The 21,504-nt window shown below is 71.4% G+C and carries 19 protein-coding genes; 13 read left to right on the forward strand and 6 right to left on the reverse strand.

The window, feature by feature from the left end:
* The 4 genes from ACPT94_RS10630 to ACPT94_RS10645 all read right to left on the reverse strand — a co-directional run.
* The coding region (locus tag ACPT94_RS10630; RefSeq protein ID WP_425245716.1) for a 2-oxoacid:acceptor oxidoreductase subunit alpha at positions 1-1,924 on the reverse strand (1,924 nt) is incomplete at its 3' end.
* Positions 1,925-2,205: 281 nt separating this feature from the next.
* Positions 2,206-2,865: a LuxR C-terminal-related transcriptional regulator gene (locus ACPT94_RS10635; protein ID WP_360332665.1), complete on the reverse strand. Its 660-nt coding sequence runs from the start codon at positions 2,863-2,865 to the stop codon at positions 2,206-2,208.
* A gap of 976 nt (positions 2,866-3,841) precedes the next feature.
* Positions 3,842-5,197 carry a sensor histidine kinase gene (locus ACPT94_RS10640; RefSeq protein ID WP_425245717.1) on the reverse strand — a complete coding sequence of 452 codons (1,356 nt, stop codon included), beginning with the start codon at positions 5,195-5,197 and terminating at the stop codon, positions 3,842-3,844.
* A 146-nt stretch (positions 5,198-5,343) separates the two neighbouring features.
* Entirely contained in the window at positions 5,344-6,603 is a 1,260-nt protein-coding gene (locus tag ACPT94_RS10645) for a sensor histidine kinase (RefSeq protein WP_360331969.1), read from the reverse strand.
* Between the two features lie 184 nt (positions 6,604-6,787).
* On the opposite strand from ACPT94_RS10645, the gene ACPT94_RS10650 reads away from it, so the two are divergent.
* The 12 genes from ACPT94_RS10650 (at position 6,788) to ACPT94_RS10705 (ending at position 18,909) form a co-directional block, all read left to right on the forward strand.
* Positions 6,788-7,207, forward strand: a complete 420-nt coding sequence (locus tag ACPT94_RS10650) for an NADH-quinone oxidoreductase subunit A (RefSeq protein WP_360331972.1) — start codon at positions 6,788-6,790, stop codon at positions 7,205-7,207.
* Complete coding sequence (locus ACPT94_RS10655; protein WP_360331975.1) at positions 7,198-7,827, forward strand: NADH-quinone oxidoreductase subunit B; 630 nt, start codon at positions 7,198-7,200, stop codon at positions 7,825-7,827. The genes ACPT94_RS10650 and ACPT94_RS10655 overlap by 10 nt, the downstream gene beginning before the upstream one ends.
* On the forward strand, positions 7,824-9,785 hold the full coding sequence (locus ACPT94_RS10660) for an NADH-quinone oxidoreductase subunit C (protein WP_360331978.1): 1,962 nt from the start codon (positions 7,824-7,826) through the stop codon (positions 9,783-9,785). Before ACPT94_RS10655 ends, ACPT94_RS10660 begins: the two co-directional genes overlap by 4 nt.
* Complete coding sequence (locus ACPT94_RS10665; protein WP_360331981.1) at positions 9,782-10,750, forward strand: complex I subunit 1/NuoH family protein; 969 nt, start codon at positions 9,782-9,784, stop codon at positions 10,748-10,750. Before ACPT94_RS10660 ends, ACPT94_RS10665 begins: the two co-directional genes overlap by 4 nt.
* 2 nt (positions 10,751-10,752) lie before the next feature.
* Complete coding sequence (locus ACPT94_RS10670; protein WP_360331984.1) at positions 10,753-11,322, forward strand: NuoI/complex I 23 kDa subunit family protein; 570 nt, start codon at positions 10,753-10,755, stop codon at positions 11,320-11,322.
* Complete coding sequence (locus ACPT94_RS10675; RefSeq protein ID WP_360331987.1) at positions 11,319-11,975, forward strand: NADH-quinone oxidoreductase subunit J family protein; 657 nt, start codon at positions 11,319-11,321, stop codon at positions 11,973-11,975. Before ACPT94_RS10670 ends, ACPT94_RS10675 begins: the two co-directional genes overlap by 4 nt.
* The gene (nuoK, locus tag ACPT94_RS10680) at positions 11,975-12,382 is read left to right on the forward strand and encodes an NADH-quinone oxidoreductase subunit NuoK (RefSeq protein WP_360331990.1); all 408 of its coding nucleotides are present in this window, start codon (positions 11,975-11,977) and stop codon (positions 12,380-12,382) included. The genes ACPT94_RS10675 and nuoK overlap by 1 nt, the downstream gene beginning before the upstream one ends.
* Positions 12,379-14,373, forward strand: a complete 1,995-nt coding sequence (locus ACPT94_RS10685; protein WP_360331993.1) for an NADH-quinone oxidoreductase subunit 5 family protein — start codon at positions 12,379-12,381, stop codon at positions 14,371-14,373. Before nuoK ends, ACPT94_RS10685 begins: the two co-directional genes overlap by 4 nt.
* 6 nt (positions 14,374-14,379) lie before the next feature.
* Positions 14,380-15,954 (forward strand): NADH-quinone oxidoreductase subunit M, encoded by a 1,575-nt coding sequence (locus ACPT94_RS10690; RefSeq protein ID WP_360331996.1) that lies wholly within the window; start codon positions 14,380-14,382, stop codon positions 15,952-15,954.
* The gene (locus tag ACPT94_RS10695; protein ID WP_360331999.1) at positions 15,951-17,474 is read left to right on the forward strand and encodes an NADH-quinone oxidoreductase subunit N; all 1,524 of its coding nucleotides are present in this window, start codon (positions 15,951-15,953) and stop codon (positions 17,472-17,474) included. The genes ACPT94_RS10690 and ACPT94_RS10695 overlap by 4 nt, the downstream gene beginning before the upstream one ends.
* A 182-nt stretch (positions 17,475-17,656) precedes the next feature.
* Positions 17,657-18,520 carry a zinc metalloprotease HtpX gene (htpX, locus tag ACPT94_RS10700; protein ID WP_360332002.1) on the forward strand — a complete coding sequence of 288 codons (864 nt, stop codon included), beginning with the start codon at positions 17,657-17,659 and terminating at the stop codon, positions 18,518-18,520.
* Entirely contained in the window at positions 18,517-18,909 is a 393-nt protein-coding gene (locus ACPT94_RS10705) for a YccF domain-containing protein (protein WP_360332005.1), read from the forward strand. The genes htpX and ACPT94_RS10705 overlap by 4 nt, the downstream gene beginning before the upstream one ends.
* Before the next feature lie 245 nt (positions 18,910-19,154).
* Here ACPT94_RS10705 and ACPT94_RS10710 read toward each other — a convergent pair whose 3' ends face one another.
* Positions 19,155-20,411 carry an APC family permease gene (locus tag ACPT94_RS10710; protein ID WP_360332008.1) on the reverse strand — a complete coding sequence of 419 codons (1,257 nt, stop codon included), beginning with the start codon at positions 20,409-20,411 and terminating at the stop codon, positions 19,155-19,157.
* A gap of 221 nt (positions 20,412-20,632) precedes the next feature.
* On the opposite strand from ACPT94_RS10710, the gene ACPT94_RS10715 reads away from it, so the two are divergent.
* Positions 20,633-20,899: a GlsB/YeaQ/YmgE family stress response membrane protein gene (locus ACPT94_RS10715; RefSeq protein ID WP_360332011.1), complete on the forward strand. Its 267-nt coding sequence runs from the start codon at positions 20,633-20,635 to the stop codon at positions 20,897-20,899.
* Between the two features lie 102 nt (positions 20,900-21,001).
* On the opposite strand, the gene ACPT94_RS10720 is transcribed toward ACPT94_RS10715, so the two are convergent.
* Positions 21,002-21,490, reverse strand: a complete 489-nt coding sequence (locus ACPT94_RS10720; RefSeq protein ID WP_360332014.1) for a YajQ family cyclic di-GMP-binding protein — start codon at positions 21,488-21,490, stop codon at positions 21,002-21,004.
* Positions 21,491-21,504: the final 14 nt, after the last annotated feature.

A 21,504-nucleotide genomic window follows, 5' to 3' on the forward strand; every position in this document is an offset into this window, starting at 1 on the left:
CATCGATGGCCTCCTTGAGGGCCGCGGCGAGCTGTTCGGCCTTGAACGGCATGCCGTTGACCTGGTTGTACGAGTGCGCGTCGACCAGGTACTTCGCCCGGATCAGGGTGGCGAGCTGGCCGAGGTTCATCTCGGGGATCACGACCTTGTCGTACGCCTTCAGTACCGCGCCGAGGTTCTTCGGGAACGGGTTCAGGTGGCGCAGGTGGGCCTGCGCGATCTCCTGCCCGGCGGTGCGCAGCCGTCGTACGGCCGCGGTGATGGGCCCGTAGGTGGAGCCCCAGCCCAGCACCAGGGTCCTCGCGCCGTGCGGGTCGTCGACCTCCAGGTCCGGCACCTCGATGCCGTCGATCTTGGCCTGGCGGGTACGGACCATGAAGTCGTGGTTGGCCGGGGCGTAGGAGATGTTCCCGGTGCCGTCTTCCTTCTCGATGCCGCCGATGCGGTGCTCCAGGCCCGGTGTCCCCGGGATCGCCCACGGCCGGGCCAGGGTCTTGGGGTCGCGTTTGTAGGGCCAGAACACCTCGGTGCCGTCGTCGAGGGTGTGGTTGGGGCCCTGCGCGAACTGCACGCTCAGGTCCGGCAGCTCGTCGATCTCGGGGATCCGCCAGGGCTCGGAGCCGTTGGCGAGGTAGCCGTCCGACAGCAGGAACACCGGTGTGCGGTAGGCCAGTGCGATCCGGGCCGCCTCCAGCGCCGCGTCGAAGCAGTCGGCCGGGGTGCGGGGGGCGATCACCGGCACCGGCGCCTCGCCGTTGCGGCCGTACATCGCCTGCAGCAGGTCCGCCTGCTCGGTCTTGGTCGGCAGACCCGTCGACGGGCCGCCGCGCTGGATGTCGACGATCAGCAGCGGCAGCTCCAGCGACACCGCCAGCCCGATCGTCTCGCTCTTCAGCGCCACACCCGGGCCCGACGTGGTGGTCACCGCGAGGGATCCGCCGAAGGCGGCTCCCAGGGCCGCGCCGATGCCGGCGATCTCGTCCTCGGCCTGGAAGGTGCGCACCCCGAAGTTCTTGTGCCGGCTGAGCTCGTGCAGGATGTCCGAGGCCGGGGTGATGGGGTAGGAGCCCAAGAACAGCGGCAGGTCGGCCTGGCGGGAGGCCGCGACCAGCCCGTAGGCCAGGGCGAGGTTGCCGGAGATGTTGCGGTAGGTGCCCACGGGGAAGGCTGTCGCCGCCGGAGCCACCTCGTAGGAGACGGCGAAGTCCTCGGTGGTCTCGCCGAAGTTCCAGCCCGCGCGGAAGGCGGCGATGTTGGCGGCCGCGATGTCCGGCTTCTTGGCGAACTTCGTTCTGAGGAACTTCTCCGTGCCCTCGGTCGGCCGGTGGTACATCCACGACAGCAGCCCCAGCGCGAACATGTTCTTGCTGCGCTCGGCCTCCTTACGGCTGAGGTCGAACTCCCCCAGCGCCTCCACCGTCAGCGTGGTCAGCGGCACCGGGTGCAGCTGGTAGCCGTCGAGGGAGCCGTCCTCCAGCGGCGAGACGTCGTAGCCGACCTTCTGCATCGCCCGCCGGGTGAACTCGTCCGTGTTGACGATGATCTCCGCACCGCGCGGCAGGTCGCCGATGTTCGCCTTCAACGCCGCCGGGTTCATCGCCACGAGCACGTTGGGCGCGTCACCGGGGGTGAGGATGTCGTGGTCGGCGAAGTGCAGCTGGAAGGAGGAGACGCCGGGAAGGGTACCGGCGGGCGCGCGGATCTCGGCGGGGAAGTTCGGCAGCGTCGACAGGTCGTTGCCGAACGACGCCGTCTCCGAGGTGAAACGGTCACCGGTGAGCTGCATACCGTCACCCGAGTCCCCCGCGAACCTGATGATCACCCGGTCGAGACGGCGCACGTCCTTCGACCCGGCCGGTTTGCGCTGCTCTCCTACTACGGTTCCGTCGGCCTGTTCCGCTGCGCTGCTGACCTGACTGGTCACTGAACTGGACCTCCCTCGAGGTGGCTGTCCCGGAGCGGCCTTCCGGAAGGCCCTCCTGGATCAACCCTACGTCGGTGAGGGTCGCCTTCCCTCGGCCATTCGTATGACGGTCACTCTTCTGAGACGGCCCGGCGCCCTGACTTGTCATGATTTCCCGCCCCCCGGCGCTGTACCGGGAGACGCACCGGCCCGCTCACCGGTTCTCGTGAGATACGCCGACCGGCTCGCGGCTCGCTTGTGACGAGCCGGTCGCCGCCTGACGAGGGCACAGTGCCACTCCGCTACGAATTGAGGTAGGTAAGGACCGCCAGAACGCGGCGGTGATCCCCGTCACTGGGGGAGAGGCCGAGCTTCAGGAAGATGTTGCTGACGTGCTTCTCGACCGCCCCGTCGCTCACCACCAACTGCTTGGCGATCGCCGAGTTCGTCCGCCCCTCGGCCATCAGCCCCAGGACCTCCCGCTCACGCGGGGTGAGCCCGGCCAGCACGTCCTGCTTACGGCTGCGCCCCAGCAGCTGCGCGACCACCTCGGGATCGAGAGCCGTACCGCCCTCGGCGACCCGCACCACCGCGTCCACGAACTCCCGCACCTCGGCCACCCGGTCCTTCAGCAGATAACCCACTCCCCGGCTGGAACCGGCCAGCAGTTCGGTCGCGTACCGCTCCTCCACATACTGCGACAGCACCAGCACCCCCAGCCCCGGATGCGCCCTGCGCAGCTGTACGGCGGCCCGCACGCCCTCGTCCGTGTGCGTCGGCGGCATCCGCACATCCGCAACGACCACGTCGGGCAGCGCACCCTCCGCGTCCAACTCGGTGACCGTCTTCACCAGCGCCTCGGCGTCCCCGACCCCCGCCACCACGTCATGCCCCCGGTCGGTCAGCAACCGGGTCAGCCCCTCCCGCAACAACACCGAGTCCTCAGCGATGACCACCCGCACCCTGACCTCCACGCTCTCCGGCCCCCCGCCCACGTCCCTGTCCACCCGTCTGGTCGAACAGCCCCAGCATTCCAGCAATGCGACGGAGCGCGCCTTGACGACGGGGGGTTTCGGCCGTTTGAGAGGAGGGAGAGGGAGACGCGGGTCGGGGGACGGGGACTGGGGCCCGGTGGGAGCATCTCAGCCGGTCAGGGGCACCCGACGAGACCCGGTCACCAGATCCTCAGCCCACCCGCCGCGTTCGAGAACAAGCCACGGCCATCCCGATCCCCCACCCGCCCGGCGGCGAGCCTCTCCCCGCCGGGCGAGGCGATCCGGTCCGTTCGAGGCCGACTGGTGAGCGCTGGTCAGGGTGGTCCAGTCCGTTCGAGGCCGATTGGCGAGCGCTGGTCAGGGTGGTCCAGTCCGTCGGAGGCCGATTGGCGAGCGCTGGTCAGGGTGGTCCAGTCCGTCGGAGGCCGATTGGTGAGCGCTGGTCAGGGTGGTCCAGTCCGTCGGAGGCCGATTGGTGAGCGCCGGTCAGGGCAACTCACCCCCTCCGGTGCCCTGTGAGCTGGGCCGGTGAAAACCAGCCCGTCTGGGGGCACCACCTCTAGGGAGGGGAGTTCGAGGACGGACGAGGCCCGTTCAGGGCCGAAGCGGGGTGCGGGGCGGCAGCCCCGCAAGGGTGCAAGGGCGCGGCCCCCACTGGGGTGCAGGGTGGCGGCCCCGCTGAGGGCGCAGGGTGGCGGACTCCGCGTGGGGTGCGGGGGCGCGGCCCCGCTGGGAGTGCAGGTTGGTGGAGCCCGCGTGGAGTGCAGGGGCGCGTCCCTGCAGGGTTACAGGGGCGCAGCCCCGCCGGGGTGCAGGGCACAGCCTCGTAGGGGTCCAGGGGGCGCAGCCCCCGGCGGGGTCGAAGGGGCGGAGCCCCTGGAGGACGGGAAGGGTAGGGGCGGCGGGGGCGAAACCTGCTGGGGCGAACCCCCCACCCCCAGCCCTACGCCCGCCAGGGCAACTCCGCAGTAACCCGCGTAGGCCCCCCCACCGGCGAATCCACCACCAGGATCCCGTCCACCGCGTCCAACCGCCCGGCCAACCCCGCCAGCCCCGACCCGCCGGAGGCATCCGCACCCCCCACCCCGTCATCGACAACCTGGACCATCAGCCGGTTCTCCACCCGCCACACATCGACCGAGGCCGACCGCGCCCCACTGTGCTTGCTGATGTTCTGCAGCAGCTCGGAGACGGTGAAGTAGGCGATCCCCTCGATGGCCGGCGCCGGCCGCTGCGCCAGATCCACCTCCACCTGCACCGGCACCGTGCACCGGGAAGCCACCGCCGACAGTGCCGCGTCCAGCCCCCGGTCCGTCAGCACCGCGGGGTGAATCCCCCGCGCCAGATCCCGCAGCTCCTGCAGCGCCGTCTTCACCTCACCGTGCGCCTCGTCCACCATCCGCGCCGCCGCCTGCGGGTCCTCCCGCAGCTTCTCCTTCGCCAGCCCGAGATCCATCGCCAGCGCCACCAGCCGCGCCTGCGCCCCGTCGTGCAGATCCCGCTCGATGCGCCGCAGGTCGGCCGCCGCCGTGTCCACCACGACCCCCCGGTCGGACTCCAGCTCCACCACGCGCGACGCCAGCCGCGACGGCCCGAGCAGCCCGTGCACCAGCACTCGGTCCACCGTCGTCAGCGCCCGCACGATCCACGGCGTGGCCATCGTGACCAGCAGCCCCACCAGCACGGTCACAGTGATCTCGAACGGGTTGTCGAGATAGATCTGGTGCTGCTCGTCGCCGTACAGCTGGAGCCCGCCCTGACCGCCGTACACCGGGAAGAGCCAGAACCACAGCGGGTACGTCAGCATCGACCACCCGTACGTCCAGAAGACCACCGCGACGCAGAAGGAGAACACCGCCCACGGCAGGTGCACCACCGCGTACAGCACATGCCGCCAGGACGCGCCGCTCTTGAGGACGGCGCCCATCCAGGCCGACGCGCCCTTGCCGCGCAGCCGCAGCGGCTCGGGGGGAGCCACATCGAGGCCGAGCAGCCCGCGCGCCCGGGTCCGCTCCAGCGACCCGAAGCCCCGGCACACGGCCAGCCCCGCCGCCAGCACCGGGATGCCGACGAACGTCACCAGCAGGCCGGCCCCCAGCGCCAGCATCGTGACGGCGAAGGTGAACAGCGTGATGCTGATCGGCAGGCTCAGCAGCACATAGGCGAACTCGCGCCATGCGCGCGCCTCGACCGGCGCCCGCAGCGCCAGCGGCAGCCGATGCCGCCGCTCGCCGCCGCCGGATCCATGTCCGTCGGCGTACCGCGTGTAGTCCCCGTACTCGCTGTACTGCGTGGCCATCGGCGTGGTCCGTTCTACTCGTCTCGTCCGCAAGGTCGGCAGGTGTCGGCAGGCGCGTCGTCAGGTGCCGTCCCCTACCTCCACCCTGCTCGGCGGCGAGCGCGTGGACCATGGAGTCCGTCGGCGTCTTGGACGGGGGGTTTTCCCTACCCCGCGCGTCCTCCCGCGCGCTGCGGCCGGCCCGGCTGCTCCACCCGGTCCCGCCAGGGCAGCTCCGCGGTCACCGTCGTCGGACCACCCGGCGGAGACTCCACGACGAACAGGCCGTCCACGGCGTCCAGCCGCTCCGCGAGCCCCCGCATCCCCGTGCCGCCGTCCAGCCGCGCCCCGCCCCGGCCGTCGTCCCACACCTGTATGAGCAGCCGGTTCTCCACCCGCCACACGTCGACCGAGGCCGACCGCGCCCCGCTGTGCTTGCTGACGTTCTGCAGCAGCTCGGAGACGGTGAAGTAAGCGATGCCCTCGATGGCCTGCGCCGGTCTCGACGCCAGGTCGGCCGTCACGGTCACCGGCACCGTGCACCGGGAGGCCACCGCCGACAGCGCCGCGTCCAGTCCCCGGTCGGTCAGGACGGCCGGATGGATGCCCCGGGCCAGGTCACGCAGCTCCTGGAGCGCGAGCTTCACCTCGCCGTGCGCCTCCTCGACCATGGCCGAGGCCGCGTCGGGGTCCTCCAGCAGCTTCTCCTTCGCCAGGCCCAGCCCCATCGCCAGGTTGACGAGCCGGGCCTGCGCCCCGTCGTGCAGATCGCGTTCGATGCGCCGCAGGTCTGCCGCGGCCGTGTCGACGACGACCCCCCGGTCGGACTCCAGCTCGGCGATCCGCCGCTCCAGCTCGTCGGAGGGCGACAGGAGGGCCCGCACCATCGCCCGGTCCGCGTTGGTCAGCCCACGCGCCAGAAACGGCAGCACCGGCCACAGCACGAACAGTGAGGTGAGAGTGACCGTGAACGTGACGATGCCCCACGGCAGCCGCATGAAGTCGTAGAGCACCGTCCGCCAGGCCACCGGGTCCTTCAGCGCCAGCCACATCCCCTGGAAGACGTTGCCCGCCCGGCGTAACGGCAGCGGGCTGGGCTCCTCGATCCGCACCCCGAGCAGCAGCCGCGCCCGGCCCCGCTCGAACCGGCCGATCAGCCGCGCCCCCAGCAGCCCCAGCGCGAGCAGCGGCAGCCCCACCACCGTGATCGTCAACGTGGCACCGGTGAACAGCACCGTCATCACGTAGGTGAACCCGATGACCGACATCGGCAGGTTCGCCAGGAGGTGCGCGATCTCCTTCCACGTCTGCGGGTCGTAGGCGAGGCGGGCGGGCGGCAGGCGGTCGTCGCGCCCCGCCGTCCCCCGGCCGGCGGCGGGCACGGAGGGCCGGTGGGCGGCCGTGGGTGCGGACTTCGATGCGGTCATACGGGCCAGCGTGCCGTGCGACGGGGCCCCGCGCCATCAGGTTCGCCCCTACCGCCACCCGGAGAAAACCCGGACCCCCGTTGCTCCAGGCAGGACGGGCTGCTTACCGTGCCTTTATCAGGCCCTAGACTCCCGTGCGTACAGATCGTCGAACAGGCCGAGGTCGGGGAGCGAGGGACGGACGGTGCCGCAGACGTCGCACGAAACGTTGAGGGATTCCACGGTCGTCGTCGCGTCGGACTACTTCCACTCCTACGCGGTCGTCGGGCTCCTCGCCGCTGTCGGCGTGCTGTTCGTCGCGGTCGCCTTCGGCGCGGGCCGCCTGCTGCGCCCCGTGGTCCCCACCCCCGAGAAGCTCCTGACGTACGAGTGCGGCGTCGACCCCGTCGGCGAGGGCTGGGCCCACACCCAGGTCCGCTACTACGTGTACGCCTTCCTCTACGTGATCTTCGCGGTCGACTCGATCTTCCTCTTCCCCTGGGCGACGGTCTTCGCGGCCCCCGGCTACGGCGCGACCACCCTCGTGGAGATGTTCATCTTCCTCGGCTTCCTGGCCGTGGGCCTGCTCTACGCCTACAAGAAGGGCGTCCTGGCATGGACGTGACGCCAGAAGTGACTCCTTCCGGGCCCGAGCCCGTGTACCTGCCCGAGCCGAAGCGGCTGGGCGCGCTCGCCCGCCTCGCCCCGGAACCGATGAAGGTCGTCCTCAACTGGGGACGCCGCTACTCGCTCTGGGTCTTCAACTTCGGCCTCGCCTGCTGCGCGATCGAGTTCATCGCCGCGTCGATGGCCCGGCACGACTTCATCCGCCTGGGCGTGATCCCCTTCGCGCCGGGCCCGCGCCAGGCCGACCTGATGGTCGTGTCCGGCACGGTCACGGACAAGATGGCCCCGGCCGTGAAGCGCCTCTACGAGCAGATGCCCGAGCCGAAGTACGTCATCTCCTTCGGCGCGTGCAGCAACTGCGGCGGCCCCTACTGGGACTCGTACTCCGTGACCAAGGGCGTCGACCAGATCATCCCCGTGGACGTCTACGTCCCCGGCTGCCCGCCGCGGCCCGAGGCGCTGCTCCAGGGCATCCTCAAGCTCCAGGAGAAGATCGCCCGGGAGTCGCTGGGCGAGCGGTACGCCTCCGGCACGGCCCGCCCGTCGGCGGCGGCGCTGCAGAGCGGGCTGGTGCCGCCGCCGGCCCTGACCGCGGACGCGGGGGAGGCGGGCCGATGAGCGAGGTCGGCTGGCTGCCCGCCGGAGCCGAGGAACTGTTCGGCCCGCAGGCCACGGCCGAGGAGTCGTACGAGGTCCTGACGGTGGACGTGCCGTCCACGTCCTGGATCACGGCGCTGGAGACGGCCCGCGACCGCCTCGACTGCACCTACTTCGACTGGCTGAGCGCGGTCGACGAACCGGGCACCGGCTTCCGGGTCTCGGCGCATGTCGTCGCCCTCACCCCGGTACGCCGACTGCTGCTGCGCACGACGGTCCCGCACGAGTCCCCGACGCTTCCCTCCGCCGTCGACGTCTACGCGGGCGCGGCCTGGCACGAACGCGAGACGCACGAGATGTTCGGCGTCGTCTTTCAGGGTCACCCCGCCCTGGACCACCTCCTGCTGCCGGAAACCTTCGAGGGCCACCCCCTCCGCAAGGACTTCGTCCTCGCGGCCCGCGTCGCCAAGGCCTGGCCCGGCGCCAAGGAACCCGGCGAGTCCGAGCACGGCGGCCCCAAGCGCCGCCAGATGCTTCCCCCGGGCGTCCCCGACCCGAACGAGTGGGGCCCCCTCAAGGGCCAGCTCCCTCCCGCCCCGGCCCGCCCCGCACGGGGCGCCGCGGCTGGACGCGCGACCGGGGAACGCCCGGCGCGGACGCCCGGCGAACGTCCGGCGCGGCCCGCGGGCGAACGGCCCGCGCGGCGCACGCGGACGGCGGCCGAGGGATCGGCGAGCCAGGCGGCAGCGGCGCCGGAATCATCGCCGGGCGCGGCGACCGAGGGCGCCTCAACCGCGCCGACGGCTGCGGAGGCCACGCCTTCGACGGGTGCGACCGGTGCGACCGGAACGACGGGAACGACCGGCGCTACCGGAACGACGGGAACGACGGGCGCTACCGGAACGACGGGAACGACCGGTAGGGCCGGTGCGGCGGATACGGCCGGTATGTCGCCATCTCCGGAACCGTCGGCTCCGCGCCCTCCCCGGGGCACGGCCGGACCCCGCCGTTCCCGCAGCGTGAGCGAGGGCTCGGCTTCCCAGCGGGCGCAGGATACGACTGCCGCGGAAGAACCCGCACCCCCGGAGCAGACGACCGCCGCGGAGTCGCCGACTCCCACGACACCAGCGCCTTCCCAGGCCCCGGAACCTTCACCCACTTCCGAAACCCCGACGACCGCGCAGCCCCCGGCGGGACCGCGCCGCGCACGCAGCGCGTCGGAGGGCTCGGCGAGCCGGCGATCGGCGCCTCCTGGCGATGCCGCCCACGAGGCCACAGGCGGTACCGGCCGACCCCCCGCAGGTCCGCGCCGCGCACGCAGTGCGTCGGAGGGCTCCGCCAGCCGGCGGGCGGTCACCCCACGCGAGACCACCCGTCCCTCCCCGGCCTCCCGCAGCTCCGACGCCCCCTGGCACCACGCCCGCCCCGCCTTCGACGAACCAGAGCCGAAGCGGACCGCCCCGGAGCAGCCGAAGCCGGAGCCGGAGCGGGCCGAGCCCGGACAGCCGACTTCGCGGCGGACCGACCCCGGACAGCCGGATCCGGGCCAGGCCGAGCCCGGGCAGCAGGAGCCGGACCGGGCCCACCCTGGGCAGCCGCAGCCGCAGCCGCAGCCGCAGCCGGATCCGAACCGGGCCGAGCCCGGGCAGCAGGAGCCGCGGCCGAGCGAGCCCGGACAGCCGGAGTCGCAGGCGCCCGAGTCCGGACAGCCGGATCCGGGCCAGGCCGAGCCCGGGCAGCAGGAGCCGGACCGGGCCGATCCTCGGCAGCCGGAGCGGCGTCGGGGTGAGCCCGGGCAGCCGGAGTCGGACGGGAAGCGGACCGAGTCCGGGCAGTCGGGGGTGCGGCAGCCCGCCCCCGAGCGGCCCGTGGCGGGCGAGGAGCCGTCCCCCGGCAGGAACGACGCATCGACCTTCGCCCCTGAGAACAGCACCCCGGACAACGACACCCCCGAGAACCCCCAAGGAGGCCCGCAGTGAACGACGCTCTCGACGTCGCCCTGCGACTCCTGGTCGTATTCGTCGTCTTCCTCACCTTCCCCCTGATCGTCGGTCAGACAGAGCACAAGGTGATGGCCCACATGCAGGGCCGCCTCGGCCCGATGTACGCCGGCGGCTTCCACGGCTGGGCCCAGCTCATCGCGGACGGCGTGAAGTTCGCGCAGAAGGAGGACGTCGTCCCCGCGGGCGCGGACCGCCGTATCTTCCAACTCGCCCCCGCCGTCGCCCTCCTCCCGTACCTCCTCGTCCTCCTCGCGATCCCCATCGGGCCGAGCGAGGGCGCGGTGGGCGAGGTCATCGACGCGGGCGTCTTCTTCGTGCTCGCCGTGATGGGCGTGGGCGTCCTCGGCTCCCTCATGGCCGGCTGGGCCAGCGCCAACAAGTTCTCCCTCCTCGGCGGTCTGCGCACCGCCGCCCAGCTCCTCGCCTACGAACTCCCGATGCTTCTGGCCGCCGCCTCGGTGGCGATGGCCGCCGGGACCGTGTCCCTCCCCGGCATCCTCGACGCCTTCGAGTGGTGGTGGCTGCCCTGGCAGATCGTCGGCGCGATCGTCTTCTTCGTCGCCGGCCTCGCCGAGCTCCAGCGGCCTCCCTTCGACATGCCCGTCGCCGACTCGGAGATCATCTTCGGCGCGTACACCGAGTACACCGGTCTCCGCTTCGCTCTCTTCCTCCTGGCCGAGTACGCCGGAATCATCGTGCTGTGCGGCCTGACCACCGTCCTCTTCCTGGGCGGCTGGCACGGCCCCTGGGGCGCCGACGGCCTCGGCTGGGTCTGGACCCTCCTGAAGATCGCGATCCTCGCCTTCCTCGTCATCTGGCTCCGCGTCACCTACCCCCGCCTGCGCGAGGACCAGCTCCAGAAACTCTCCTGGACTCTCCTCGTCCCCCTCTCCCTCGCCCAGATCGCCCTCACCGGCATCGTCAAGGTGGTGATCCAGTAGCCATGGCCCCCATCCCCGGCTCCGGCCTGGCCAAAGGCCTGGCCGTCACCCTTCGCACGATGACGCGAAAGACCGTCACCGAGCAGTACCCGGACACCCAGCCCGACCTCCCGCCCCGCACCCGCGGAGTGATCGGCCTGTTCGAGGAGAACTGCACGGTCTGCATGCTGTGCGCCCGCGAGTGCCCCGACTGGTGCATCTACATCGACTCCCACAAGGAGACGATCCCGGCCGCGACCCCCGGTGGCCGCGAACGCAGCCGCAACGTCCTCGACCGCTTCGCCATCGACTTCTCCCTGTGCATGTACTGCGGTATCTGCATCGAGGTCTGTCCTTTCGACGCCCTGTTCTGGTCCCCGGAGTTCGAGTACGCCGAGACCGACATCCGCGACCTCACCCACGAACGCGACAAGCTCCGCGAGTGGATGTGGACCGTCCCGGCCCCGCCCGCCCTCGACCCCGGCGCGGAGGAACCGAAGGAGATCGCCGCCGCCCGCAAGACGGCCGAGAAGCTGGCGGCGACCCAGGCCCAGGAGCAGGCCGAGCCGCAGCAGGGGAAGGGGGACGCGTGAACCTCGCAGCCGAAGCACACGGCTTCCTCTCCCCGACCGGCGTCGAGATCGCCTTCCTCCTCGTCGGTCTGGTCACCTTCGGCGCCGCCCTCGTCACCGTCACCACCCGGCAGCTCGTCCACGCCGCCCTGTGGCTGGTGGTCACTCTCGGTGGCCTCGCCGTCGAGTACCTCCTGCTCACCGCCGAGTTCATCGCCTGGGTGCAGGTCCTGATCTACGTGGGCTCCGTCGTCGTCCTCCTTCTCTTCGGTCTGATGCTCACCAGGGCTCCCATCGGCCGCTCCCCGGACGCCGACTCCGGCAACCGCTGGGCCGCCCTCACCGTGGCCGTCGCCGCCGCGGCCGCGCTGGTCTGGGTGGTCGTCGACGCCTTCCGCACCACCTGGATCGACCTCGACGGCCCGGCCGCCGGCTCCACGAAGGTCACCGGCGCGAGCCTCTTCCAGAACTGGGTCCTCCCCTTCGAGGCCCTCTCCGTCCTCCTCCTCGCCGCCCTGGTCGGCGCCATCGTCCTGTCCCGCAAGGCGAAGGCGGAGACGAGCCCTCCCCCTGTGAACTCCCGAGCGGCGACCGGCAGTTCCCTATCCGCCCCGGATTCCCGGAATCACCCGATCGAGGGAGATCACCCGGCCGAGCAGGAAGGCGCCCGCTGATGCACCTCGCCTATCCCGCCGTCCTGTCCGCCCTCCTCTTCTGCACGGGCCTGTACGGCGTCCTCGCCCGCCGCAACGCGATCCTGGTCCTGATGTCGGTCGAGCTGATGCTCAACGCCGTCAACCTCAACCTCGTCGCCTTCGACGTCTGGCTCAGCAGGACCGCCGAGGAGACGCTGCACTCCGGTCAGGCCCTGGCCCTGTTCACCATCGCCATCGCCGCCGCCGAGATCGGCATCGGCCTGGCGATCGTGCTCGCCGTCCACCGCAACCGCGGCACCGCCGACATCGACAAGCTCCGCGACACCGCCGAGGGCCACGAGAGCCACCCGGTCGACGGCTCCGACAGCGACGCCCCGACGGCCGAGCCGACCGGGCGGACCGAGAAGGCTGAGGCCACCGCGTGACCACGACCACCCTCGCCGTCCTCGTCCCCCTTCTGCCGTTCCTCGGGGCGGCCGCCGGCCTGCTCCTGGGCCGCACGGCCCCCGGCTTCGCCCGCCCGCTCGCCGTCCTGCCGACCCTCACCTCCCTCGTCCTGGCCGTCCTGGTCGCCGTACGCCAGGGCGGAGGCGCGGCCGTCGACGCGGCCACCGAACTCACGCCCACCGGGTCCATCCCGATCGAACTCGCCCTGTACATCGACGGCTTCGCCGCCCTCGTCGCCGTCCTGGTCGGCCTGGTCGCCACCTGTGTGCAGGTCTACTCGACCGGCTACCTCCGCGAGGACCCGCGCTACCCCTCGTACGCGGCTCTCGTCTCCCTGTTCACCTCCGCGATGTTCCTGGTCGTCTACTCCGGCGACCTGATCGTGCTGCTGGTCGGCTGGGAGGTCATGGGCATCTGCTCCTACTTCCTGGTCGGCCACTACTGGGAGACCCCCGAGGCCCGCGCCGCCTCGATCAAGGCCTTCCTGGTCACCAAGCTCGGCGATGTCCCCTTCCTCATCGGCCTGTTCGCCCTCGCGACCGACGCCGGCTCCTTCCGGATCACGGAGGTTCTCGGCGCCGTCGCACACGGCGGGCTCGACCACCCGACGCTGATCGCCCTGCTGCTCCTGGCGGGCGTGGCCGGCAAGTCGGCGCAGTTCCCGCTGCACACCTGGCTCCCGGACGCGATGGCGGGCCCGACGCCCGTCTCCGCGCTGATCCACGCCGCGACGATGGTCGCCGCCGGTGTCTACTTCATCGCCCGTCTCCTCCCGGTGTTCGAGGCCTCGCAGGCCGCGATGGTCGTCCTCGCCGTCATGGCCGCCGTCACGATGGCCGGTTCGGGTCTCGCCGCGCTGGCCCAGGACGACATCAAGCGCGTCCTCGCCTACTCGACGATCGGCCAGCTCGGCTACATGACCGGTGCCCTCGCCGTCGGCGACCGCGGTGCCGCCGTCTTCCACCTCCTCTCGCACGGCGCCTTCAAGGCGTTGCTGTTCCTCGCGGCCGGCGTGATCATCCATGCCGCCGGCACCAACTCCCTGGCCGCCATGTCCCGCATGACCGGCCTGCGTGACCGCGTCCCCGACGCCTTCTGGACCATGACCGTGGCGCTCCTCGCGCTGGCCGCGATCCCGCCGTTCAGCGGTTTCTTCTCCAAGGAGTCGGTCCTCGGCGCCGCCGAACACGTCACCACCGGCCACACCGAGCACGCCCCGGCCGCCGCGGGCTGGATCGTCCTCGTCGCCGGCCTGGTCACCGCCCTTCTCACCGCCGCCTACGCGGCCCGCCTGTGGCTGCTGGCCTTCCAGGGCCGGGGCACCGAGGCCCCCGACCACGGCCGTCAGCCGCTGACCATGACCGTCGTCCTGTGGGTGCTCGCCGCCCCGTCCCTCGCCCTCGGCGGCTTCGCCTACCGCTCGCTCCCCGACTGGTTCGACGGCCGCGACCTCGCGCCTGCCCTCGCCACCTCCGTCCTCGGCACAGGCATCGCCCTGATCGGCGCCCTCGTCCTCTACGCCGCCTGGCGCCACACCACCGCTCAGGCCGCCCGCGTCCCGCTGGGGGCGGTCGCCGCCCACCCGGAGGGCGACGCCGGGCTGGTGGAGGCCGAGGCCATCGCGACGCACGCGCCCGCCTACGGAGACGTGGCCTCGGCCCCCGACCCGGCCGATCCCGGACGGCTTCTGCTGGGGCCGCTGCACCGCCACGCGGCCGTCGGCTTCCACCTGGACGCCGTCTACCGGGCCCTGTTCGTCCGCCCGATCCAGGCCGGAGCGAGCCTCGTCCGCTTCCTCGACCGTGAGGTCGTCGACACCTACGTACGCGGCGCCGGCACCCTGCCCCGCTGGCTCGGCACCGCCGTACGGCGCGCACAGACCGGCAACGTCCAGACCTATGTGAGCGCGCTGCTCGCCGGCACCGTCGTCCTGGCGGTCGTCGCCCTCCTCGTCGCCACGGGAGCGTGAGCAGGCGTGATCGATATCAGCGAGTCCGTGATGCAGTTCCTTCTGGCGTTCATCGTCGTCGGCCCGCTCCTCGGCGCGGCCACCGCTCTCCTGCCCGCCCCGCCGGGACTGAAGGGGAAGTCACCCGAGCAGGCCGTGCTCCGGCACGGCGTGACCGTGACCGGTGCGATTCTCATCGCCGCGATCGTCCTCGTGCTCGGCTTCGACCACGACCACCCCTCGAAGATGCAGGCCACGACCGACATCAGCTGGATCCCCGCACTCGACGTGCGGATCCACCTCGGCATCGACGGCATCTCCCTCCCCCTTCTGGTCCTGACCGCGCTGCTGACCTTCCTCTGCGCGCTCTACTCGTACTTCAACCTGCCCAAGGGCCCGAGCCCGAAGGCCTTCGTCGCGCTGCTGCTCGTCCTCGAGTCCGGCACCCTCGCCACCTTCGCCGTCCTCGACCTGCTGCTGTTCTTCCTCGCCTTCGAGATGGTCCTGATCCCGATGTACTTCCTCATCGCCCGCTGGGGCGGTGAGCAACGGACCCAGGCGGCCTGGAAGTTCATCCTCTTCACCCTGCTCGGGTCCGTGGTCATGCTGCTCGGCCTGCTCCTGATCGGAATCACGGCGGGCACGTTCGACATGGTGGCACTCGCCACTGACAACGGCCGGTCGCTGACCACATCCGTGCAGGTCATCGCCGTTCTCGCGGTCGGAATCGGGCTCGCGGTCAAGACGCCGATGTGGCCGCTGCACAGCTGGCTGCCCGACGCCCACACCGCCGCCCCGACCGTCGGCTCGGTCCTCCTCGCCGGCGTCCTGCTGAAGATGGGTACGTACGGGTTCGTCCGGATCGTCCTCCCGGTCGCGCCCGACGGCTTCCACACCTTCGCGCCCTACCTCGCCGCCTTCGCCGTCGTCGGCATCATCTACGGATCCCTCGCCTGTCTGGCCCTCGCCAAGCAGGGCGCGAAGGGCGACCTGAAGCGACTCATCGCCTACTCCTCCGTCGGCCACATGGGCTTCGTCCTGCTCGGCATCGCCTCGACGACCCCGACCGGCGTCAACGGAGCCCTGTTCGCCAACATCGCCCACGGCCTCATCACCGGCCTGCTCTTCTTCCTGGTCGGCGCCCTGAAGGACCGCACCGGCACCACCGACCTCGACACCCTCGCCGAGGAGACCGGCGCCGCCCTCTACGGCAAGGCCCCCCGCCTCGGCGGCCTCCTCGCCTTCGCCGCGGTGGCCTCGCTCGGTCTGCCCGGCCTCGCCGGATTCTGGGGCGAGATGCTCGCCCTGTTCGGCGCCTTCGACCCGGCCGGCGACCTCAGCCGTCCCGCCTTCCTCACCTTCACCGCGATCGGCGCGTTCGGCACGCTCCTGACCGCCGGCTACCTGCTCGTCGTCGTCCGCCGCGTCTGCATGGGCGCCGCCCCGCAGGACGCCCAGCGGCTCACCGACGTCCGCACGTACGAGTTCGCGGCCTGGACGCCGCTTGTCGTCCTCACCGTCGTCGCCGGCCTCTGGCCCAAGGCCCTCCTCGGCCTGACCGACCCGGCCGTGCAGCAGCTCCTCGCAGGAGGCACCCGATGAGCTCCCTGGCCCAGCCCCTGGCCGAGTCGGTGGTCCAGTCCGTCGACTGGCTCGCGATCGCCCCGCCCACTCTCGCGGCCGTCGTCGGCCTCGCCGTCCTCGTCACCGACCTGTTCGTGTCCGACGGCAGGAAGCCGCTCCTCGGCTGGCTCTCCGTCGCCGGTCTGGCCGCCTCCACGGCCCTCCTGCTGCCCCTCCTGGACGGCGACCGCTCCACCTTCTGCCTGACCGGCGGCACATCCGTGTGCAGCTACACGGCCGACCGCTTCACTCTGGTCATCCAGTTCCTGGTCCTCGGCGGAGCACTGCTGGCCGCTCTCCTGTCGGTCACGGCCCTGAAGGACGCCCGCAAACGACTCCCCGATGGGGAGTTCTGGTTCCTGCTGCTGTCCTCCGCCGCCGGCGCCGCCCTCCTGCCCGCCTCCCGCGACCTCGCCACCCTGATCGTCGCCCTGGAGGTCGCCTCCCTGCCCGCCTTCGCCCTCGTCGGCATCCGCCACGGCAACCGCCAGTCCTCCGAGGCGGCCCTGAAGTTCTTCCTGTCGTCCGTCACCGCCACCGCCGTCAGCCTTCTGGGCGTCAGCTTCGTCTACGCCACGACCGGCACCCTGTACCTCACCCAGGTGGCCGACCGCATCCAGGACGTCGACGGTCAGCTGCACACCCTCGCCCAGACGGGCGTGGTCCTCACCCTGATCGGCTTCGCCTTCAAGACGGCCGCCGTCCCCTTCCACTTCTGGGTCCCCGACACCTACGTCGGAGCCCCGCTCCCGGTCGCCGCCTACCTGTCGGTCGTCGGCAAGGCCGTCGGCTTCTCCGGCCTCATCCTCGTCACGGTCATCGGCTTCCCCTCGTACGCCGACGTCTGGGGACCGTCCCTGGCGGCGCTGGCCGCCCTCACCATGACCGTCGGCAACGTCGGCGCCCTCCGCCAGCAGGCCACACGCGCGTACAGCGCCGTCCGCCTGCTCGCCTGGTCCTCCGTCGGCCAGGCCGGCTACCTCCTCGTCCCGATCGCCGCGGCCGCGTACTCCGACGACGCCGACCACGCGATCGGCTCCACCGTCGCCTACGCCCTCATGTACGGCGCCGTGAACCTGGGCGCCTTCGCGGTGGCGGCCCTGGTCGGACGGACCAAGACCCACAACCGCATCACGGACTACCGCGGCCTGTACGCGAAGAACCCCCTGGCAGCCCTGCTCCTGGCCTTCTTCCTGCTCTGCCTCGCCGGACTGCCGCCGGGCATCATCGGTTTGTTCGCCAAGGTGACCGTCTTCTCCGCCGCCGTCGACGCGGGTCTGGGCTGGCTCGCGGTCGTCATGGCCGTCAACGTGGTGATCGCCCTGTACTACTACCTCCAGTGGACTGCCCTGCTGTTCCGCGCTCCCGAGGGCGAACCCGTCCAGCACCGCGTCCCGGCTCCCCTCACCGCGGCGCTCACCCTCACCGCGGTCCTCGGCGTCGCCCTCTCCGGAGCACCCCAGCTGGTCCTGCGCTTCGCCGACACCACCCTCTTCTGATCCGTCACCCGGACGGCGCACGCACGCCGCCGCGCTCACAAGGGAACTCGTCGTCCTCGCCTGGCGTTGACCAAAACGGGAGGTTCCACTGGACGTGACACCACGACACCAGTGGCGCCGCAGATCAGAGGCAAGATCAACCAGCAAAGGGTTCCCCTGCCGCACGACTTGGAGGGCGTACCGTGCACCGCCGGCACAACGGGCTCAGGACCGCAGTACTCCTCGGGGGACTGTCCGCACTCATCATCGTCATCGGCAGCTTCTTCGGTCGCACCGGTCTCGTCGTCGCGGTCCTGATCGCGCTCGGCACCAACGCGTACGCGTACTGGAACAGCGACAAGCTGGCGCTGCGTGCCATGCGCGCCCGCCCGGTGAGCGAGTTCGAGGCCCCGGCCCTCTACCGCATGGTCCGCGAGCTCTCAACCCAGGCCCGCCAGCCCATGCCCCGCCTTTACATCTCCCCGACCGACGCGCCCAACGCCTTCGCCACCGGCCGCAACCCGCGCAACGCCGCCGTGTGCTGCACGGACGGCATCCTCCGCCTCCTCGACGAGCGCGAACTGCGCGGCGTCATCGGCCACGAGCTGAGCCACGTCTACAACCGCGACATCCTCATCTCCTCGGTCGCCGGCGCCCTCGCCTCCGTGATCATGTTCCTGGTCAACTTCGCCTGGCTGATCCCGGTCGGCCGCTCCAACGACGACGACGGCCCCGGCATCCTCGGCATGCTCCTGATCATGTTCCTCGGCCCGCTCGCCGCCAGTCTCATCCAACTGGCCATCAGCCGCTCCCGGGAGTACGAGGCCGACGCCTCCGGCGCCCAGCTCACCGGCGACCCGCTCGCCCTCGCGAGCGCCCTGCGCAAGCTCGAACACGGCACCAAACAGCTTCCGCTGCCCCCCGAGCCCCGCATCGAGACCGCGAGCCACATGATGATCGCGAACCCGTTCCGCCCGGGCCAGGGACTGTCCAAGATGTTCTCGACGCACCCGCCGATGGCGGAGCGCATCGCCCGTCTCGAGAAGATGGCAGGTCACCACCAGTGAAGACCATCCTGAACGTCATTTGGCTCGTCCTGAGCGGCTTCTGGCTGTTCCTCGGCTACGTGCTGGCGGGCCTGCTGCTGTGCGTCACGATCATCGGCATTCCGTTCGGCGTCGCGGCGTTCCGTATCGGCGTCTACGCCCTCTGGCCCTTCGGCTACACGACGGTCGAGCGCCGCGACGCGGGCGCGCCCTCCTGCCTCGGCAACGTCCTCTGGCTGATCCTTGCCGGCTGGTGGCTGGCCCTGGCCCATATCGCCACCGGTATCGCCCTCTGCCTCACGATCATCGGCATCCCGTTCGGCATCGCCAACTTCAAGCTGATCCCGGTCTCCCTGCTCCCACTGGGCCGCGAGATCGTGCCCACGGACCAGCCGTTCACCGCGCGCTGACCACGCACGTCGTCCCTTTCCGTCTCGCCGACTCGCGCACCCCACCCCGCGGCACTCGTCGTCCACAGAGGCTGCTTGTCCACAGTCGGCCGGTTGTCCACAGGCCGGCCCGGCTGTCAGTGGCGGCCTGCATCATGAACGCATGACCGAGAACGAGCAGGCGAAGACACGACCGGCGCCCGACCGTGGCCCGCCCCCGGCATACCCCGGCGGGCGCAGGCACCGACCTCGTAGCGCGGCCCGGCCTACCGCCGCCCCGCAGCCACCCTCGCCCGCACCCCGTACGCGACCACACCCACCGCCAGCACAGCCGCCCCGACGACCACCGAGATCCCCGGCAGCGCGAACGCCAGCACCACGCACCCCAGAAGCCCCACCGCGGGCAGCGCCCGCTTCAGGGGAGCCGGATCCAGGGTCCAGGCCGACGCGTTGGCCACCGCGTAGTACGCCAGCACGCCGAAGGAGGAGAAGCCGATCGCGCCCCGCACGTCCACCGTGGCGGCCAGGGCCGCGACCACCGCGCCCACGGCCAGTTCGGCCCGGTGCGGAACCTGGAAGCGCGGATGCACGGCGGACAGCGCGCCGGGCAGATGGCGGTCCCGCGCCATGGCCAGCGTCGTACGCGAGACGCCCAGGATCAGGGCGAGCAGCGAACCCAGCGCGGCCACGGCGGCCCCGACCCGGACCACCGGCACCAGCCCCGGCACGCCCGCCGCCCGCACCGCGTCCGCCAGCGGCGCGCCCGCGCGCCCGAGATCCCCCGACCCCAGCACGGAAAGGACAGCCACCGCCACACACGTGTAGACGACCAGCGCGATGCCCAGCGCCAGCGGAATCGCGCGGGGAATGGTGCGCGCCGGATCCCGCACCTCCTCGCCGAGGGTCGCGATGCGCGCGTACCCGGCGAACGCGAAGAACAGCAGGCCGGCGGCCTGGAGGACCCCGCCGAAGCCTCCGGAGGCCCCGATGTCCAGTCGCCCGGCGTCGGACTCCCCGGAGCCCAGGCACACCACGACCACGGAAGCGAGAACCGCCAGCACCACCGCCACGATCACCCGCGTCAGCCAGGCCGACTTCTGGATGCCGCCATAGTTCACCGCGGTCAGCACCACCACGGCCGCGACCGCCACCGCGTGCGCCTGCGCCGGCCAGACGTACGCCCCGACCGTCAGCGCCATCGCCGCACAGGAGGCCGTCTTGCCGACCACGAACGACCAACCCGCGAGGTACCCCCAGAAGGGGCCGAGCCGCTCGCGGCCGTACACGTAGGTGCCGCCCGAGGCCGGGTAGACGGCGGCCAGGCGGGCCGACGACGTGGCGTTGCAGTAGGCGACGAGCGCGGCGAGTCCGAGGCCGAGCAGCAGCCCGGAGCCCGCGGCGTGCGCGGCGGGAGCGAGGGCGGCGAAGATGCCCGCGCCGATCATCGAGCCGAGCCCGATGACCACGGCGTCTCCGACGCCCAGGGTGCGCCGTAGCTCGGCGGCCGATGCGGGCTGTGTCATGAGCCGCACCCTACTGGCGGGGGGAACCGCAGGGTGTCGCCAGGGCGTCGTCCCCCTCAACACGGTACGAATCAACACGGCACGAACGCGCGCACAAGCACGACGCACGACGAGAACGGCCGCCACGAGAACGGCGCACGACGCACTACGCACAGCCTGTCCGGAGCAACATCACAGTGCCGGGACAGCGCGCGCACAGCACGGAAGGGCAGGTTCAGGGCATGAGCATCATCAGCTGGATCATTCTGGGGCTGTTGGCCGGAGTCATCGCCAAGGTCCTGCTGCCGGGCCGCGACCCGGGCGGCTTCATCGGCACGACCTTCATCGGCATCGCGGGCGCGTTCATCGGCGGCTGGATATCGGCCCGCTGGCTGGACCACCCCATCACCAAGGACTTCTACGACGGCGCAACGTGGGCCGCGGCGATCGGCGGATCGCTCGTGCTCCTGATCGTCTACCGCATCCTGTTCGGCCATTCGCGCGACTGAGCGCGCCCCTGACCCGCAGCCAGCGGGCGAGAAGGGTGGGCGCCGCAGGGGCGCCCACCCTTCCTCGTCACCGGTAGCACGAGGGCGACCGGTACCGGATGCCTACCGGTAGTTCACGAACTGCAGCGCGAAGTCGAAGTCCTGACCCTTCAGCAGAGCGATGACGGCCTGCAGGTCGTCGCGGCTCTTGGAGCTGACGCGCAGTTCGTCGCCCTGCACCTGGGCCTTCACGCCCTTGGGGCCCTCGTCGCGGATGAGCTTGGCGACCTTCTTCGCGTTCTCCTGGGAGATGCCTTCCTTGATCTCCGCGAAGAGCTTGTACTCCTTGCCGGAGAGCTGGGGCTCGCCCGCGTCCAGTGCCTTCAGCGAGATCCCGCGCTTGATCAGCTTCGACTGGAAGACGTCGAGGACAGCCTTCACCCGGTCCTCGGAGTTCGCCTCCATCAGGATCTTTTCACCGGACCACGAGATCGAGGCGCCGACGCCCTTGAAGTCGTAGCGCTGCGAAATCTCCTTGGCGGCCTGGTTGAGGGCGTTGTCGACCTCCTGCCGCTCGACCTTCGAGACGATGTCGAAACTGGAGTCGGCCATGTCCTGTGGCTCCT

The organism is Streptomyces aurantiaciflavus (assembly GCF_049808595.1).
Taxonomy (GTDB): Bacteria; Actinomycetota; Actinomycetes; order Streptomycetales; family Streptomycetaceae; genus Streptomyces.

Bases quoted from the DNA above. Each gene is read 5' to 3' on its own strand.
- ACPT94_RS10640 (WP_425245717.1), bottom strand. From the start codon at position 5,197: ATGGCCACGCAGTACAGCGAGTACGGGGACTACACGCGGTACGCCGAC.
- ACPT94_RS10645 (WP_360331969.1), bottom strand. From the start codon at position 6,603: ATGACCGCATCGAAGTCCGCACCCACGGCCGCCCACCGGCCCTCCGTG.
- ACPT94_RS10655 (WP_360331975.1), top strand. From the start codon at position 7,198: ATGGACGTGACGCCAGAAGTGACTCCTTCCGGGCCCGAGCCCGTGTAC.
- ACPT94_RS10660 (WP_360331978.1), top strand. From the start codon at position 7,824: ATGAGCGAGGTCGGCTGGCTGCCCGCCGGAGCCGAGGAACTGTTCGGC.
- ACPT94_RS10670 (WP_360331984.1), top strand. From the start codon at position 10,753: ATGGCCCCCATCCCCGGCTCCGGCCTGGCCAAAGGCCTGGCCGTCACC.
- nuoK (WP_360331990.1), top strand. From the start codon at position 11,975: ATGCACCTCGCCTATCCCGCCGTCCTGTCCGCCCTCCTCTTCTGCACG.
- ACPT94_RS10695 (WP_360331999.1), top strand. From the start codon at position 15,951: ATGAGCTCCCTGGCCCAGCCCCTGGCCGAGTCGGTGGTCCAGTCCGTC.
- ACPT94_RS10710 (WP_360332008.1), bottom strand. From the start codon at position 20,411: ATGACACAGCCCGCATCGGCCGCCGAGCTACGGCGCACCCTGGGCGTC.
- ACPT94_RS10715 (WP_360332011.1), top strand. From the start codon at position 20,633: ATGAGCATCATCAGCTGGATCATTCTGGGGCTGTTGGCCGGAGTCATC.
- ACPT94_RS10720 (WP_360332014.1), bottom strand. From the start codon at position 21,490: ATGGCCGACTCCAGTTTCGACATCGTCTCGAAGGTCGAGCGGCAGGAG.